A 15501-nucleotide genomic window follows, 5' to 3' on the forward strand; every position below is an offset into this window, starting at 1 on the left:
CCTCGCGCTGGTCCGGGCCGGCCGCGAGCGCGACGACGGCGACCTGCCGCGGCACCGACCAGCGCGCCCCGTGCGCCAGGTCGTGCACCGCCTCTGCGGACACCGGACCCTCACCCAGCAACAGGTCGAGCAGCCGCCTGCGCCGCCGCTCCAACTCGTCCGTGCTGCGCAGCCGGGCCTCCGCGTACCCGGCCGCCGCGGCCTCCGCCACCTCGTGCACCGTCCGGAACGCGAGCTCGCCCAGCGCGGCCACCACCGCCGAGTCCAGCCCGAGTTCCTCCGCCGTACGGCCCATCAGCCGCCAGGCGTGCAGCCCGCCGATGCGCAGCGCGGACTGCAACGCGTCCAGACCGCGGCCCTCCAGCGCCTCGCCGCGCCCGAGTTCGTAGTACGTCGCGAAGATCGCCTCACCCCGGCCGCGGGGGTCGGCGATGTGGTCGACGAACAGGGTCAGCGCCTGCACGACGCCGGCTCTGAGGTTCCTGCCGTAGGTCCCGTCGGCCGGCCGGGCGTACTCCGGCACCTGCCGGCGGACCTCCTGCTCCACCTCGTCGGCGACGGTCTCGAGCTGGGCGTACAGCAGTTCGGCGAGATCGGGCGGTAACGGTACGGCTCCGGGGTCGGCCGGCACGCCGTGCGGGGTGGGCACAGCCATCGCGGACACTCCTTTCAGCCGGAAGCGGCTCACCCGCGGGCTGTTTCCCGTGGGGCTCGTGGGGCGTCCTGTGTTGGACGGACGGCCCCCGCGCTCCGTTCCGTGCCCCGACGGCTCCGACATCACTCGGGCAGCCCCAGCGCACGGGCGAGCATCGGCCACGATGCCGCGAACTCCGGCTTCCAGTACGCCCAGTCGTGTCCTCCTCCCTGGTAGAAGTGCGTGGTGACGGGGACGCCGAGGCGCCGCAGCGCGCCGGCGAAGCCCTGGGCGGAGGGCCACAGGACGCTCTCCAGGACGCCGGGCAGCGGATCACCGCCGCTCCCCAGTCCGCTGCCGTTGGACACATACAGGGCGGTGCCGCGCAGCCCTGCGGCGCGGGCGCGCGGGTTGAAGTCGCGCCACGTCAGCAGGTTGAGGATCGGATGACCCCAGAGGGAGGCGGGCGACAGGTTCTCGCGGGCCACGATGGCATCCATGACGGCCGGGACGCCGGGTGCGGTGGTGTCGAGGATGCCGCTGTAGGAGGCGGCGGCGGTGAACGCGCCGGGGTGCCGGGCCGCGTGCGCCATGGCCCCGTAGCCACCGGTCGAGACACCGGCGACGGCCCGCACCCCGGAGGCCCGGTAGTCGCGGCGGAGCAACGCCGGGACCTCCTCCAACTGGAAGGTCTCGTAGTCGGATCCGTCGCGCCAGGCGGTCGGTATGCCGGTGGGGCCCGCGTCCGGCATCGCCACGATCAGATCGCGGCCCTCGGTGAAGGCCTCGATGTCCGTCTCCCGGGTCCACGACGTGTAGTCGTCGTGGGCGCCGTGCAACAGGTACAGCACGGGATAGGTCCGCCCCGGCTGCGTGTCGAAACCCGACGGCAGGATCAGCCGCACCGGCGCGCCGCGGCCCAACGCGGTGGAGGACACGGACACGTCCACGGTGCGCGGCCCGAGCCGGGTCGCGGCCCCGGCCCGGCCGGTGGCGGCCCCGGCGCCGAACAGGACGGCCAGACCGGCGACGGCCGCGGCCTTGGCGACGGTGCGCCGGGGGAGATCGGTGCTGCGGTGGGGCATGGCGGCTCCTCGGTCTCGGTTCAGCGGGCCTGCTCGGTGAGCGCTCGCCGCAGATGTACGGCGATCTCGTCGACGTGCGGCGGGTCGAGGAGCGACAGATGGTGCCCGGGCACCGGCACGACCTCCAGGCGCGGGCACACCTCGTCCCAGCCGAGCGCCTCGTCGTCCCGCTCGTACGCCGGGTCGCGCACGGTGTGCGGCGCGGGTTCGGTCGCCCGGAACAGCACCACCCTGCCGCCGTAGTCACCGGGCCGGTGGGCTTCGCCGATCCGCATGTCCAGGTAGGAGGCGCGCTGGTGCTCCAGCGCGGCGGGCGGAACGTCGGCGACCTCGCGCAGGGCCCGCAGCACGGCGTCGATACGGTCGCCGTCGTCCTCCATCGCCACCAGGTCGTCGTACGGCAGCTCCAGCCGGGCGCCGTACGTGTCGGCGACGTGCCGGGCGAAGCCCGCGAAGTGGGCACGGATCCTGTCGGCCGGAGTACGGCCGGGCTGCGGGAGGGGCCGCACGGAGTCGATGAGCACGACCAGCTCCACGTCCCGCCCGGCGGCCGTCAGTTGCCGCGCGGTCTCCTGGGCGACGAAGCCGCCGAAGGACCAACCGCCCAGCAGACAGGGCCCGTCGGGGTGGACGGCGGCGACGGCCTCGGCGTAGCGGCGGGCCTTTTCCGGCACGGTCCGCGCCTCTTCCACGCGCTCCAGTCCGTACACCGGCCGGTCGTCCCCCAGACGCTCCGCCAGCGCCCGGTAGACGTCGGACGATCCGCCGGCTGCGTGGGCGAGGAAGAGCGGAGGCCGGGAGCCGGTGGCGCGCAGCGTCCGCAGCGGCGAGTCCTCGTCCGAGGTCTTCGCGCTGACCGCCCGTTGGATGCGGGTGGCCGCGTCGGCGACGGTGGCCGCGCCGAGCAGGTCACGCAGGGGCAACTCGATCCCGAACTCGCGCTCCAGGGCCGTACGGACGCGGACGGCCATCAGCGAGTCCAGGCCGAGGTCGGCCGGCGCGGTGTCGGCGGTGACGCGGGTCGGCGGATGGCCGGTGACGCTGCTGATGTGGTGGCTCAGGCGGGCCAGGACGGAGGTGGCATCCGCCGTCAGGTCCGTCAGGTCCGCCGGGTCCGTCCGATCCGCCGGCCCGGTCCATCTGTCACGGGTCGCGGTGGCCGCACGGCCGTCCGTCCACCAGTGCCTCAGGTGCCGCCAGCGCGGCCCGGGCAGGTCGATGACCCGGCCGGACGGGAGCGGCAGGCGCCCGCCCGCGGCGTACAGCGTGCCCAGCCGTTGGACGAACGCGGCGGCTCCGTCCGCGTCGCGGCCCAGCGTGCCGAGGGCGAGCGCGTCGGGGACGGTGTCGGCGACGGCCCGCGTCAGGACCGGGTGGGGCGAGATCTCGACGAAGGCGGAGTGCCCGTCGGACGCGGCCGCGGCGATCGCCCGGTCCAGACGCACGGGCCGCCGCAGGTTGGCGGCCCAGTGGGCGGCGTCGAACACGCAGTCGCCGCGCGGATCGTCCAGGACGGTGGAGTAGACGGGAACCTGCGGCGGCCGACCCCGTATGCCGGACAGCGCCTCGGTCAGTTCCGGCAGCAGCGCGTCGACCTGCGGCGAGTGCCCGGCGCCCACCACCCGCATGGCCCGCGCGGGCCGGCCCTGTTCCGTCAGCCGTCGTACCAGCCGGTTCACCGCGGCCTCCTCACCGGTGACGACCTTCTGCCGGGGCGAGGAGTGAACGGCGACGTGCACCCCGGGGAAGTCCCGTGGCAGGGCGTCCAGTTCGGCGTCCTCCACGTCGACGACGGCCATGGCGCCACCGCTCAGCCCGCTCAGCAGCCGTGCCCGTACGGCGACGACCCGGGCCGCGTCGGCCACGTCCAGCGCGCCCGCGCACACGGCGGCGGCCACCTCGCCCATGGAATGACCGATCACGGCCGCGGGCTCCACACCATGGGTACGCCACAGCTCGGCGAGCGCCAACTGGAGCCCGAACAGGACCGGTTGGGCGACCTCCAGACGGTCGAGGTGGTCACCGGAGGCCAGATGGTCGTACAGGGACAGGCCGCACTCGGCGGCCAGCTGCGGGTCCAGCTTCTCCACGGCGGCGGCGAACACCGGCTCCTCGGCCAGCAGCCGCCGACCCATGCCGGTCCACTGGCTGCCGTACCCGGAGAAGACCCATACCGGACCACGCCCCACCACGTCGCGATCGCCCGTGACGACCCGCGCGTGCGGGCGCCGATCCGCCAACGCCACCAAGCCGTCGGCGAGTTCGTCCCGGTCGCGGGCCGTGATGGCGGCGCGCACGGGTCCCCGGCCGGTGCGCCCGGCGAGCGTGCGCGCCACGTCGGCGAGGCTGGCGGCGCTCCCCTCTGGGGTTCGGAGCCAGTCGGCGAGCCGGGCCGCGGTGTCGCGAAGGCGTTCGGCGTCGCGGTCGCAGAGCAGGTGCAGTCGGGCGGCGGGCTCCTCGGCGGCAGGGGGCGAGAGCGTCGCGGGCCGCCATTCCTCCAGTACCGCGTGGGCGTTGGTGCCGCCGAACCCGAAGCCGGATACCCCGGCGACGGCCGTACCGCCGTAGCGGGGCCACGGCTCCGGCTCGGTCACCACCCGCAGCGGTGCGTCACCCAGCGAGCTGCCGTCGGCGCAGTGCAGGGAGGCCGGGATGCGGTCGTGGTGGAGGGCGAGCACCGTCTTCACCAGGCCGGCGATGCCCGCGGCGGACTCCAGATGGCCGAGGTTGCCCTTGACGGAGCCGAGCAGCAGCGGCTGGTCGGGGTCGCGGCCCGTCCCGAGCACGGCATCGAGCGCGCCCGCCTCGATCGGGTCGCCGAGCGGGGTGCCGGTGCCGTGCGCCTCCACGTAGTCGACGGACGCCGGAGCGAGCCCGGCCCGCGTGCAGGCGGTCCGCAACACGGCCTGCTGGGCGGCCGGGTTGGGTGCCATCAGGCCGCTCGAGCGGCCGTCGGAGTTGACGGCGGTGGCGCGGATGACCGCCAGCACTTGGTCGCCGTCCCGCTCGGCGTCGGACAGCCGCTTCAGCAGCACGGCCGCGCACCCCTCGCCGCGGCCGATGCCGTCGGCCGCCGCCGAGAACGGCTTGCATCGCCCGTCCGGCGCGAGCGCCCCCGCCCGCTCGAACGCCGCGGTGACGGTGGGGGAGAGCAGCAGGTTGACCCCGGCGGCGATCGCCGCGTCGCTCTCGCCCGTGCGCAGACTGACGCAGGCGTGGTGCACGGCGACCAGCGAGGAGGAACAGGCGGTGTCGACGGCCATGCTCGGCCCATGGGTGTCCAGGACGTACGCCAGACGCCCGGCGGCGACACTGAGCGCCGCACCCGCAGGCGCCCACGGATCGACGGCGGCCGGATCGGCCCCGGTGAGCTGCCCGTACTCCGGGGCCGAGATCCCCACGAAGACACCGGTGTTGGTGCCGGCCAGGGACGCGGCCGGCACGGCGGCGTGGTCGAGTGCCTCGTGGACGACCTCCAGGAGCATCCGCTGCTGAGGGTCCATCACCGCGGCCTCGCGCGGGGTGATGTGGAAGAAGTCCGCGTCGAACCCGGCGACGTCGTCGAGGTAACCGCCGTACGAGGGCAGGCCCGCCGGCGGGAACGCGGCGAAGTCTCTCCACCGGTCCTCGGGAACCCGCCGGATCGCGTCGACGCCCTCGCTCAACAGCCGCCAGTAGTCGGCCGGTCCGTGCACCCCGCCGGGCAGCCGGCAGCCGACTGCGATGACCGCGACGGGCTCGCCGGGCGATGCCGGGGCGTTCGCCGTGGGAGAGGCGATCTCCTCCGCCCGGCCGCACAGACGCGCCACCAGCGCGTCCCCGGTGGGCGTCTCCCACAGCAGGGTCGACGGCAGTTCGCGGCCGAGGGCGTGCGAGAGCTCCCCGGCCAGGGCGACCGCGTCCCGCGAGGACATGCCGATGTCGGCGAGCGGCCGGTCCATCGGCACGGACTCGGGCGCCATGTCGTTCCAGGCGGCCACCCGCTCGACGATCAGGCGACGCAGCGCGGCCTCGTCGGCGGCCTTCATCCCGCGACCCTCGACCACTCGCCGGGCCGCGCGTAGGCGCCCTCGAGGTAGCGCTCACGCGTCAACGCCCGTGACACCTTGCCACTGGAGGTACGCGGCACGGTCCCCGGCGGCACGAGCACGACATCGGCCGGCCGCAGCCCGTGCCGGGCGGAGACGGCCCCGCGCACCGCGCGCACCAGCTCCGGCACGTCGATCTCGGCCAGGTTCATGGACCGCGCGTGCTCGGCCACGACCACCACCCGCTCGCCCGCCGTGCCCGGTACGGCGAAGGCGGCGAGCCGGTCGCGGCGCACGGCCGGGTGCGCGTCCTGGGCCGTGGCCTCGACGTCCTGCGGATAGTGGTTGCGCCCGTCGACGACGATCAGGTCCTTCAGCCGCCCGGTGACGACCAACTGCCCCTCCAGCACGGTCCCCAGGTCGCCCGTGCGCAGCCACCGGCCCGGCCCGGCCGCGGCGTCGGCGAGCTCGGCGCCGAAGACGTGACGTGTGTCCCCGTCCCGATTCCGGTAGCCGCGCCCGACGTTGGGGCCCTGCACCCAGATCTCACCGACCTCCCCCTCCGACAGGACGGCCCGCGTCACCGGGTCGGTGATGCGCAGCCGTTGGCCCGCCGGCGTGCCGCAGCCGGCGAGCAGCACGGCCCTGGGGTCGTCGGGGCGGGTGGGCAGCGCCTTTCCGGCGGCGAGGGCGTCACGGTCGAGCGCGAACCGGCGTAACGGCTCACCCGGCCGGGCGGCACTGACGAAGACGGTGGCCTCGGCGAGCCCGTACGACGGGCAATGCGTCTCGGGAGCGAGCCGCCGGTCGGCGAAGACGGCGTGGAAGCGGTCGACGGTACCGGGGCGGACCGGCTCACTGCCGTTGATCAGCGCGGCCACCCCGTCCAGCCGCAGCTCCGCCTTCTGCTCGGCGGTGACGGCGGAGGCGCAGTAGTCGTAGGCGAAGTTGGGTGCGGCACTCACCGCGCGCGGATGCGCCGCGAGCAACCGCAGCCAGCGCACGGGCTGGTGCAGGAACGCGGCCGGGTCCATCAGCACCGACGGCAGCCCTCGTACGACGGGAGCGGCGACGCTCAGCACGAGCCCCATGTCGTGGTAGAGCGGCAGCCAGCCGACGCAGGTCACGGGGTGGGCGTCGGCACCGTAGGCGGTCAGCGCCTGCCGGGCGTTGGCGACGACGTTGCCGTGCGTGATCTCCACGCCCGCCGGGGCCCGGGTGGAGCCGGAGGTGTACTGCAAGTAGGCGACCGCCCCCTCGTCGGCCGCGACCGGCTGCAGCTCCCCGGCGGCGGAGTCGGGCACCTGGTCCACCGCGACGACGCGTACCGGCGCGGGGGCGCAGAAGTCCCGTACCTCCTCCAGGAGACGGCTCGTGGTCACGACGACCGCGGGCGTCGCGTCGGCCAGCACGCCCGCGAGCCGGTCGGCATGGCCGGGCAGATTCGGCGGATACAGCGGTACGGCGACCTGACCGGCCGCCAGCGCCGCCAGGAACCCGGCGATGTACTCCGTGCCCTGCGGACACAGCAGTGCCACCCGCGCACCGGGCTCGGCCTCCTCGGTGAGCCGGGCGGTCAGCGCCCGTACGCGCAGGTCCAGGCGCCGCCAGCTCAGGGTGCGGTGGACGCCGCGCGAGTGCGGGGCGGGGTGGTCGACGAAGGTGAACGCCCGGCGGTCGGGGGTGGTGTCGGCCCAGTGCCGCACGTACTCCGGCAGGGTTCGGAACGCGGGCGCGAGCGGGGGGCGGCGGCTGTCCATCAGGGGGTGGCTCCTCACGTCGAGGGCAGACGGGCAGATGAGCAAGGGATCAGAGCGGGATGTTGCCGTGGCGCCGCTGCGGCATCGGCGCGCGTTTGCCGTGCAGCGCGCGCAGGGCACGGCAGACCTCGGCGCGGGTCTCACGCGGCGCGATGACGGCGTCGACGTATCCGCGTTCGGCGGCGAGGTAGGGCTTGCCGTGGGTGTCCTCGTACGCGGCGACTAGGCGGGCGCGCAGCGCCTCGGGATCGGCGGACGCGGCGAGCTCGCGCCGGTGCAGGACGCCCACCGCGCCCTCGGCGCCCATGACGGCGATACGGGCGGTGGGCCAGGCGAGGTTGACGTCGGCGCCCAGGTGCTTGGAGCCCATCACCGCGTACCCGCCGCCGTACGCCTTGCGCACCACCACCGTCACCTTGGGCACGGTCGCCTCGGCGTAGGCGTACAGCAGTTTCGCGCCGCGCCGGATGATGCCGCCGCGCTCCTGGCGGACGCCGGAGAGATAGCCCGGGACGTCGGCGAAGGTCAGCAGCGGGATGCCGAACGCGTCGCAGAACCGTACGAACCGCGCGGCCTTCTCCGAGGCGTCGATGTCGAGGACGCCGGCGGCGTGCAGCGGCTGGTTGGCGACGACTGCGACCGAGCGGCCCTCCACCCGGGCGAGGGCGCAGACGATGTTCGGCGCGAACAACTCCTGTACTTCGAGGAGCTCTCCGTCGTCGACGACCGCCCGCAGGATGTCGCGCATGTCGTAGGCCTGTCCCAGCCGGTCGGGCACGACCTCGTCCAGCGGCTCGCCGGAAGGCACGGCCCCGGGCGCGTACTCCGGAGGCCGCTCGAGGTTGTTGGGGGGCAGATACGACAGCAGGTCCCGTACGGTGTCGAGGGCGTCCTCCTCGTCGGTGGCGAGGAAGTGGGCGTTGCCGTTGACGGAGTTGCTGGTGCGCGCGCCGCCCAGGTCCTCGGCGGTGGTGCGCTCGCCGGTGACCGTCTCGATGACGTCGGGCCCGGTGACGAACATGTGCGAGGCGCCGTCCACCATCACGGTGAAGTCGGTGATCGCCGGCGAGTACGCGGCCCCGCCCGCACACGGACCCAGGACCACCGATATCTGCGGGATCACCCCGGACGCCTGCACATTGCGGCGGACCAACTCGGCGTAGAGGGCGAGCGAGGCGACGCCCTCCTGGATGCGGGCGCCGCCGGAGTCGTTGAGCCCGATGACCGGGCAGCCGGTCTTCAGGGCCAGGTCCATCAGGGCGACGGTCTTCTCACCGAAGGCCTCGCCCATGCTCCCGCCGAAGACGGTGGAGTCCTGGGCGAACACGCAGACCGGGCGGCCGTCGACCGTGGCGTGCCCGGTGACCACTCCGTCGCCGTAGGGGCGGCGGGCCCCGTCGCCGGCGTGCCGGGCCCGGACGAACTGGCCCGTCTCGGTGAAGGACCCGGCGTCCACCAGCCGTTCGATTTGCTCGCGGGCACCGAACTCACCCCGTCTTCTCGGCCCGCCCGGAGCCACCGCCAACGCCCGACGGCGTTCCAGATCGGCGATGCGGTCGCCGGTGCGGTCGGTGCTGCTGGTCACCTCTGTCGTCACAGCCACCTCCGAAGTCGCCTTCGAATATGGCAGCGACCGGGTAGAGGACCGGGTGGATCGGTGTGGCGTTTGCCTGAGGTGAGTGCTGCCGGGCGAGGGTTCGTCCGAGTGTGACAAGCGAGTGGCGGTCGAAAGTTTCGACGTCATGAGCGAATGTCGTTGCCGCTCGCCCACTCGAATCAACTGGAAGCGACCTGTGCGCTGAGCGTTGACGGTGCGAAAGGCCGGTCGTAACGTCTTCCGCACTCTTCGAGGAAGAGTCCGAAAGTTTCGACCTGTCATGACCTCGACAATCACTACAGGAAGGGGACGACATGGTCACCCGCACGTCCATCGGCGCCCTCGGCATGGCCGGGTTACTCGCCGCATCCGGTGTCATCGCCCTGTCGGGAACGGCCGACGCCGCGAGCACCCTGGGATCCGCCGCGGCCGGCAAGGGCCGTTACTTCGGCACCGCCGTCGCCGCGAACCACTTGGGCGAGGCCCCGTACGTCTCCACGCTCGACACCGAGTTCAACTCGGCGACGCCCGAGAACGAGATGAAGTGGGACGCCGTGGAGCGCACCCGCAACTCCTTCACCTTCGGCGCCGCCGACCAGATCGTCAGCCATGCGCAGAGCAAGGGCATGAAGGTGCGCGGGCACACCCTGGTCTGGCACTCCCAGCTGCCCAGCTGGGTCGGCACGCTGGGCACCGCCGACCTCAGAACGGCGATGAACAACCACATCACCAAGGTCATGCAGCACTACAAGGGGAAGATCCACTCCTGGGACGTCGTCAACGAGGCCTTCCAGGACGGCAGCAGCGGCGCCCGGCGCAGCTCCCCGTTCCAGGACAAGCTGGGCAACGGCTTCATCGAGGAGGCGTTCCGCACCGCACGCGCCGCCGACCCGGCCGCCAAGCTCTGCTACAACGACTACAACACCGACGGCGTCAACGCGAAGAGCAATGCCGTCTACAACATGGTCAGGGACTTCAAGGCACGCGGCGTACCGATCGACTGCGTCGGCTTCCAGTCCCACTTCAACAGCGCCTCCCCGGTGCCGGGCGACTACCAGGCCAACCTGCAGCGCTTCGCCGACCTCGGCGTCGACGTGCAGATCACCGAGCTGGACATCGAGGGCTCAGGCACGGCCCAGGCGGGCAGCTACAGCAACGTCGTGAAGGCCTGCCTGGCGGTCTCGCGCTGCACCGGCATCACCGTCTGGGGCGTCACCGACAAGTACTCCTGGCGCGCGAGCGGAACACCGCTGCTGTTCGACGGCAACTACAACAAGAAGCCCGCCTACACCGCCGTACTCACGGCACTCGGCGGCAGCAGCCCGGGCGGTGGCGGCGGTACGGCCGCCTGCACCGTCTCCTACAGCAAGCAGGAGGAGTGGAGCGACCGCTTCAACGGCAAGGTGACCGTCACCGCGGGCGGCTCGGCGATCGGCGACTGGACGACGACGGTCACGGTGACGTCCCCGCAGAAGATCTCCGCCACCTGGAACGGCACTCCCACCTGGGACAGCAGCGGCAACGTCATGACGATGAAGCCGAACGGCAACGGCAGCCTGGCGGCCGGGGCGTCGACCAGCTTCGGCTTCACGGTCATGAAGAACGGCAACAACGCGGCCCCGGTGCTCGGCTCCTGCACGGCATCCTGACAGCCGCAGCGCCGTACGGCCTGGCGGGGCGGCCGCCTCGCCAGGCCGTACGGTGTGACACGTCAGTGCCAGCCCGTCGCCACCAGCTCATGGCCGTCGCACGCGAGCAGGGCGCGCGAGACACGGCCGCTGAGGTTGTTGCCGATCATCGTGTAGGCGTAGCTGACGCCCGAGTCGACGGTCTCGGAGACCCATCCGTCGGGGCGCTGCGCACCGGAGTCCGACCGTTCCAGAACGGCCGCGCAGTTGGGCCGGGAGTTCTCGATCCGGGCGAAGGACCCGCACTTGCTGGAGTAGAAGTACTTCAGGGCCATGCCCTCGGCGTACCGCGTGGGGCCCACCTGCCCGAAGGTGCCCGCGCAGCTGGAGATGGTGGGGTACTGCCCCTCCATTCCGTAAGCCCCGTAGTTGCCGCCCGAGTGCGGTGCGGCCTGAGCGGAGACCGGGGTGAGCGCCATCACGGCGGCGGCGCCCCCCGCGGCCAGCAACGTTGTCAGCGATCGGCGGCTCATGAGCCCTCTTTCCCTTGTGGTTTCCCTTGTCGGCGATGCGGTGATCGAGCGATGGCGGCCGGCTGCACCGGCACTGCCCGCATCGCGACACTAGGAGACCTGGCCGCCGATCGGTGCCTGACAAATGTCAGGGTGAGTCGCTCAACAAGAGCCCCGTGCACAGCCGCCGTTCAGACGAGGTGGGCGAAGACCACCAGGTTCTCCGTGTAGTCCTTGGCCGAGTGGTCGTAGTCACCGGCACAGGTGATGAGCCGGACCTGGGCCCGCGGAGTGTCGGCGTAGACGCGCCGGTCGGGAAAGTGCTTCTTGTCGAACGTCTCCACGCTGTCGACCACGAATCTCGCCGTGCGCCGGTCCGCCCTCGTGACGCGGAAGGTGTCCCCCTCCTCGAGTTCACCGAGCTCGGCGAAGACGGCCGGGGACGTCGCGGTGTCGACGTGCCCGGCGATGATCGCCGTGCCCCTCTCGCCGGGGGAGGCCCCCTCGGCATGCCAGCCGACGAGGTTGACGTCGTCGGCCGGCGGGGCTTCGAGCTGCCCCGTCCGGCCGATGGCGAGGGGCGTGAAGGGGGCGTTGACCGAGATCTTCGGGATGATCAGACGAAGGGGCTTCGCCCGCGGCAGATGCTGTCCCGAAGAGCGCCCGGCAGCCGAGGCCGACGGGCCGGCCTGTGTCGTACGCGGCGGACGGGAGGCGTCGGAAGCCGCGGTGGACGGCGCGGCGGAGAGTGCGGCGGACGGCGTGCCGGAGGACGGGTCATGTCCGCCGAACAGGGTCACGGCCAGGAACAGGGCGGCCACGGCGCACAGCACCGTCACCCCCGTACGGGATCCCCGGCCGGTCGGCGCCGGGTCGTCGGCGGTGGGGGAGTCGGTGGGGGAGGAAGGGCCAGCTGCCATCGGACACCACCTCTCTCGGTCACGGCAGCACAGGGGACGGGGCACGCGGAAGGCCGGCCGGGCCGCCACACGGCACAGGAGTGGCGGCCCCGGCCGCTATCGCGTCCGGCACCGCTCAGGCCGCGGTTCCGGCGGACTTGTTGCGGCGCACCGCGTACAGACCGGTGCCGGCGACCGCCAGCACCGCCAGCCCGGCCCCGGTCATGGTCGGCGTGTCGAGCGCGCCGCCTCCGGTGTGCACTCCGCCGCGGGGCTTGTGGTGGTCGCCGCCGTAGGAGTCGGAGTCGTGTGTGTCCTCCTTGGAGCCCTTGAAGTGGTCGGACCCGTGCTCGGAGTCCTTGAAGCCGTCCGAGCCGTACTCGTGGCCCTTGGAGCGGTCGGAACCGCCCTCGGAGTCCTTGAAGCCGTCCGAGTCGTGCCGGCCGTCCTGGTAGGTGTCCGAGTCGTGCTTGGGGTCCTTCGAGCCACCCCACTCCTCGTCGTCGTTGACCGCGGTCAGTGCGCCGCCACCGGTGTGCATGCCGCCCCGCGGCGTGTCGTGCCTGCTGTCCTTGTCGTGCTCTTTGCTGTAGGAAGATTTCTCGTGGTCCCGCTCACCGTCGTCGGCATATGCGCCGGGTGTGGTGATCGCGAGGACGGCGGAAGCCGCCGCTGCGGCCAGGAGCATGCGGGTAGGGCGCATGTGACATTCCTTCCGCCTCGGCCGGGCAGCTGGCGCTTTGTCAGCTGAGGAGACCCGACCTCGACGTGATCCACCGTCAACCAGCCGTGGTGATCTCACCACTCAAGGCGCTCACTCGGGGGACCCGCCGCCTCCCGCCGCCCTGACCGGATCCGAACATCTGCTCGCCATGGTCAGCGGCGGAGCGCGTCCTGTGTGGGGCGCGCGAACTCGGGCAGCCGCTTCAGGATGAACGCTCCGAAATCCGTCGCAAACATGCCACAACAAGTCCGTGAGGAGCTGACCCGGAGGCTGCGCAAGAACAAGCGTGCCTTCCGCAAGGAGGACGTGCAGGTCGTCGAGCGGCCCCTGCTCAAGCGCGCGGTGGGTGCCTCCGCGCTCGGCAACTGCATGGAATGGTTCGACTTCGGCGTCTACAGCTATCTCGCCGCCACCATCGGGAAGGTCTTCTTCCCCGGCGCGTCACCGGCGGCCCAGGTCATCTCCTCCTTCGCGACCTTCGCCGCGGCCTTCGTCGTCCGCCCGCTCGGCGGCATGGTCTTCGGGCACCTCGGGGACCGCCTCGGCAGGCAGAAGGTTCTGGCCACCACCATGATCATGATGGCGATCGGCACCTTCGCCATCGGACTGATCCCCGGCTACGGCACCCTCGGCGTCGCCGCCCCGATCCTGCTGCTGGTCGCCCGTTTGGTCCAGGGCTTCTCCACCGGCGGTGAGTACGGCGGCGCCACGACCTTCGTCGCCGAGTACTCCCCGGACCGCCGCCGGGGCTACCTCTCCAGCTGGCTCGACTTCGGGACCTTCACCGGTTACGCCCTAGGCTCCGCGCTGGTCACCCTGCTGAACCTGATGCTCACCGACGCCGAGATGCTCTCGTGGGGCTGGCGCGTCCCCTTCCTGATCGCCGGCCCGCTCGGCGTCATCGGTCTGTACATGCGGCTCAGGCTGGAGGAGTCTCCCGCCTTCCAGCAGCAGCTGGACGAGCACGAGAAGAGCCTCGCCCAGGAGTCGGCGGGCACCGAGTTCAGGACCATCCTCAAGGACCACTGGCGACCGCTGCTCATCTGCATGGGCCTGGTGCTGCTGTACAACGTTCCCAACTACATGGTCACCGGCTTCCTGCCGACGTACCAGACGGAGACGCTGGGCCGCTCCAGCAGCTCCGCCGACGTCCTGGTGCTGATCGGCATGGTGTGGATCGTGCTGCTGATCACCTTCATCGGGCGGCTCAGCGACCGGGTCGGCCGGCGACCGGTGTACGGCGTCGCGGCCGCCGCGATGATCGCCCTCGCCGTTCCGTCCTTCCAATTGATCAAGATGGAGGGAACCTGGGCACCGATCGCCGGAGTGCTGATCCTGTCCACCCTGCTGGCCTGCTTCGCCGCCCCGAGCGCCGCCACCCTGCCCGCCCTGTTCCCGACCGCCGTCCGCTACGCGGCCATGGGCATCGGCTTCAACTTCGCCGTCGCCGCGTTCGGCGGCACCACACCGCTGGTCACCGAGGCGCTGGTGCACGTCACCGGCAACGACTTGATGCCCGCCTTCTACCTGATGGCGGCCGGTGCCATCGGCCTGGTGACGGTGAAGTTCCTGCCGGAGAACGCGCAGGTACCGCTCAACGGCTCGCAGCCGATGGTCGGCTCGGAGGAGGAGCAGCGGGAGCTGATCACCACGTCCACGGACCTGTACCGCGTCGCGCGGCACCACTCCGGCGTCCGTTGACCGCTCACGTCAGGACCACTTCCCAGGTGTCCACGGCGTAGTGGACGCTCATGCCGGCCCGCGCGTACAGCTCGGGAGCCCCGGTCGCGTTGGAGGTGTCCACGCCGAGCCCCACGGTGTCCCGCCCCCGGGCGGCGAAGGCCGCGAAGGCCTGCCGCAGCAGGAACCCGCCGAGCCCCCGGCCACGGGCCTCGCGCAGTACGCCGATGCTGCGGATCCATCCCATGGCCTCGCGGTCGTCGCGGGAGAGCAGGAAGCCGGCATCCCCGAGGTCGTCGGCAGCGACGATCCACACCAGGGACCAGTCGAGCCCGTCCGCGTCGATGTCGTGCAGCCACTGGTGGTAGAAGCGCGGCTGGAAGTCGAAGTGCTCGGCGAAGCAGGCCTGGTACAACTCGTGGACACGTTTCCGGTCCGCCTCGGCGGTGCACGACCGCACCCGCACACCAGCCGGCGCCTCGGGCGGCAGGTTCTCCGCGGCCCGAAGGTCCCGCCGCAGCACGTGGTAGCGCCGTACGACGGACCAGCCCCGCGCGCGGATCAGCTCGGTGTCGAGCGTGGGTGCCACGTTGAGGTGCAGATGCACCACGGCCCTCTCGGCGCCGTTGTCCCGCGCCTTCTGGAGCGCCCTGGCCTCCATCGCCTCCAGCAGGTGCTCCCCGGCCGGCTGGTGGTCGGGCAGCACATAGTGGTCGACGTCGATGCGTTCACCTTGCGACTCGTCCCACAGCAGCCCGTAGGCCACCAGCAGCTCCCCGTCGAAGGCCAGCCAGGAGTCGCGTCCGAGATCGATGTCGGGATGCTTCAGATCGGCCTCGATGGTGTGCAGGTCGGTCTCGGCCCGGCCGATCTCGATCCGGTCGACCTCGTTGAGCAGATCGGTAATGGCGGTTGCGTCGGCGAGTCCGGCAGGGCGGACGAGATAGGGCATGG

General features: G+C 72.2%; 10 protein-coding genes and 1 pseudogene. 2 read left to right on the plus strand and 9 right to left on the minus strand.

Going from position 1 to position 15501, the window contains the following annotated elements; genetic code table 11:
- From CLM62_RS07545 to CLM62_RS07565, 5 genes and pseudogenes are all read right to left on the minus strand, one after another.
- Positions 1-655 (minus strand): annotated as a pseudogene (locus CLM62_RS07545) (PucR family transcriptional regulator); the annotation flags it as partial.
- Between the two features lie 122 nt (positions 656-777).
- Positions 778-1719: an alpha/beta hydrolase family protein gene (locus CLM62_RS07550; protein WP_095749078.1), complete on the minus strand. Its 942-nt coding sequence runs from the start codon at positions 1717-1719 to the stop codon at positions 778-780.
- 20 nt (positions 1720-1739) lie between these two features.
- Positions 1740-5747, minus strand: a complete 4008-nt coding sequence (locus CLM62_RS07555; protein WP_095749079.1) for a type I polyketide synthase — start codon at positions 5745-5747, stop codon at positions 1740-1742.
- The gene (locus CLM62_RS07560) at positions 5744-7507 is read right to left on the minus strand and encodes a fatty acyl-AMP ligase (RefSeq protein ID WP_095749080.1); all 1764 of its coding nucleotides are present in this window, start codon (positions 7505-7507) and stop codon (positions 5744-5746) included. The genes CLM62_RS07555 and CLM62_RS07560 overlap by 4 nt, the downstream gene beginning before the upstream one ends.
- A gap of 49 nt (positions 7508-7556) precedes the next feature.
- Positions 7557-9110, minus strand: coding sequence for an acyl-CoA carboxylase subunit beta (locus CLM62_RS07565; RefSeq protein WP_373559118.1), 1554 nt, complete (start codon positions 9108-9110; stop codon positions 7557-7559).
- Positions 9111-9418: 308 nt separating this feature from the next.
- Here CLM62_RS07565 and CLM62_RS07570 point away from each other — a divergent pair, with 308 nt between their 5' ends.
- Positions 9419-10753 (plus strand): endo-1,4-beta-xylanase, encoded by a 1335-nt coding sequence (locus CLM62_RS07570; RefSeq protein WP_095749081.1) that lies wholly within the window; start codon positions 9419-9421, stop codon positions 10751-10753.
- A gap of 62 nt (positions 10754-10815) precedes the next feature.
- Here CLM62_RS07570 and CLM62_RS07575 read toward each other — a convergent pair whose 3' ends face one another.
- From CLM62_RS07575 to CLM62_RS07585, 3 genes are all read right to left on the minus strand, one after another.
- Positions 10816-11265: a hypothetical protein gene (locus CLM62_RS07575; RefSeq protein WP_257003710.1), complete on the minus strand. Its 450-nt coding sequence runs from the start codon at positions 11263-11265 to the stop codon at positions 10816-10818.
- Between the two features lie 170 nt (positions 11266-11435).
- Positions 11436-12164 (minus strand): class F sortase, encoded by a 729-nt coding sequence (locus CLM62_RS07580; protein ID WP_095749082.1) that lies wholly within the window; start codon positions 12162-12164, stop codon positions 11436-11438.
- A gap of 115 nt (positions 12165-12279) precedes the next feature.
- Positions 12280-12846, minus strand: a complete 567-nt coding sequence (locus CLM62_RS07585) for a hypothetical protein (protein WP_095749083.1) — start codon at positions 12844-12846, stop codon at positions 12280-12282.
- 228 nt (positions 12847-13074) lie between these two features.
- Here CLM62_RS07585 and CLM62_RS07590 point away from each other — a divergent pair, with 228 nt between their 5' ends.
- Positions 13075-14568, plus strand: coding sequence for an MFS transporter (locus CLM62_RS07590; protein WP_095749176.1), 1494 nt, complete (start codon positions 13075-13077; stop codon positions 14566-14568).
- A gap of 4 nt (positions 14569-14572) precedes the next feature.
- Here CLM62_RS07590 and CLM62_RS07595 read toward each other — a convergent pair whose 3' ends face one another.
- Positions 14573-15499 (minus strand): GNAT family N-acetyltransferase, encoded by a 927-nt coding sequence (locus CLM62_RS07595; RefSeq protein WP_095749084.1) that lies wholly within the window; start codon positions 15497-15499, stop codon positions 14573-14575.
- Positions 15500-15501: the final 2 nt, after the last annotated feature.

The organism is Streptomyces sp. SA15 (assembly GCF_002291145.1).
Taxonomy (GTDB): domain Bacteria; phylum Actinomycetota; class Actinomycetes; order Streptomycetales; family Streptomycetaceae; genus Streptomyces.

Excerpts from the sequence above, each read along its gene's own strand:
- CLM62_RS07550 (WP_095749078.1), bottom strand. The coding sequence starts at position 1,719 with ATGCCCCACCGCAGCACCGATCTCCCCCGGCGCACCGTCGCCAAGGCC.
- CLM62_RS07555 (WP_095749079.1), bottom strand. The coding sequence starts at position 5,747 with ATGAAGGCCGCCGACGAGGCCGCGCTGCGTCGCCTGATCGTCGAGCGG.
- CLM62_RS07560 (WP_095749080.1), bottom strand. The coding sequence starts at position 7,507 with ATGGACAGCCGCCGCCCCCCGCTCGCGCCCGCGTTCCGAACCCTGCCG.
- CLM62_RS07570 (WP_095749081.1), top strand. The coding sequence starts at position 9,419 with ATGGTCACCCGCACGTCCATCGGCGCCCTCGGCATGGCCGGGTTACTC.
- CLM62_RS07575 (WP_257003710.1), bottom strand. The coding sequence starts at position 11,265 with ATGAGCCGCCGATCGCTGACAACGTTGCTGGCCGCGGGGGGCGCCGCC.
- CLM62_RS07580 (WP_095749082.1), bottom strand. The coding sequence starts at position 12,164 with ATGGCAGCTGGCCCTTCCTCCCCCACCGACTCCCCCACCGCCGACGAC.
- CLM62_RS07585 (WP_095749083.1), bottom strand. The coding sequence starts at position 12,846 with ATGCGCCCTACCCGCATGCTCCTGGCCGCAGCGGCGGCTTCCGCCGTC.
- CLM62_RS07590 (WP_095749176.1), top strand. The coding sequence starts at position 13,075 with ATGAACGCTCCGAAATCCGTCGCAAACATGCCACAACAAGTCCGTGAG.
- CLM62_RS07595 (WP_095749084.1), bottom strand. The coding sequence starts at position 15,499 with ATGCCCTATCTCGTCCGCCCTGCCGGACTCGCCGACGCAACCGCCATT.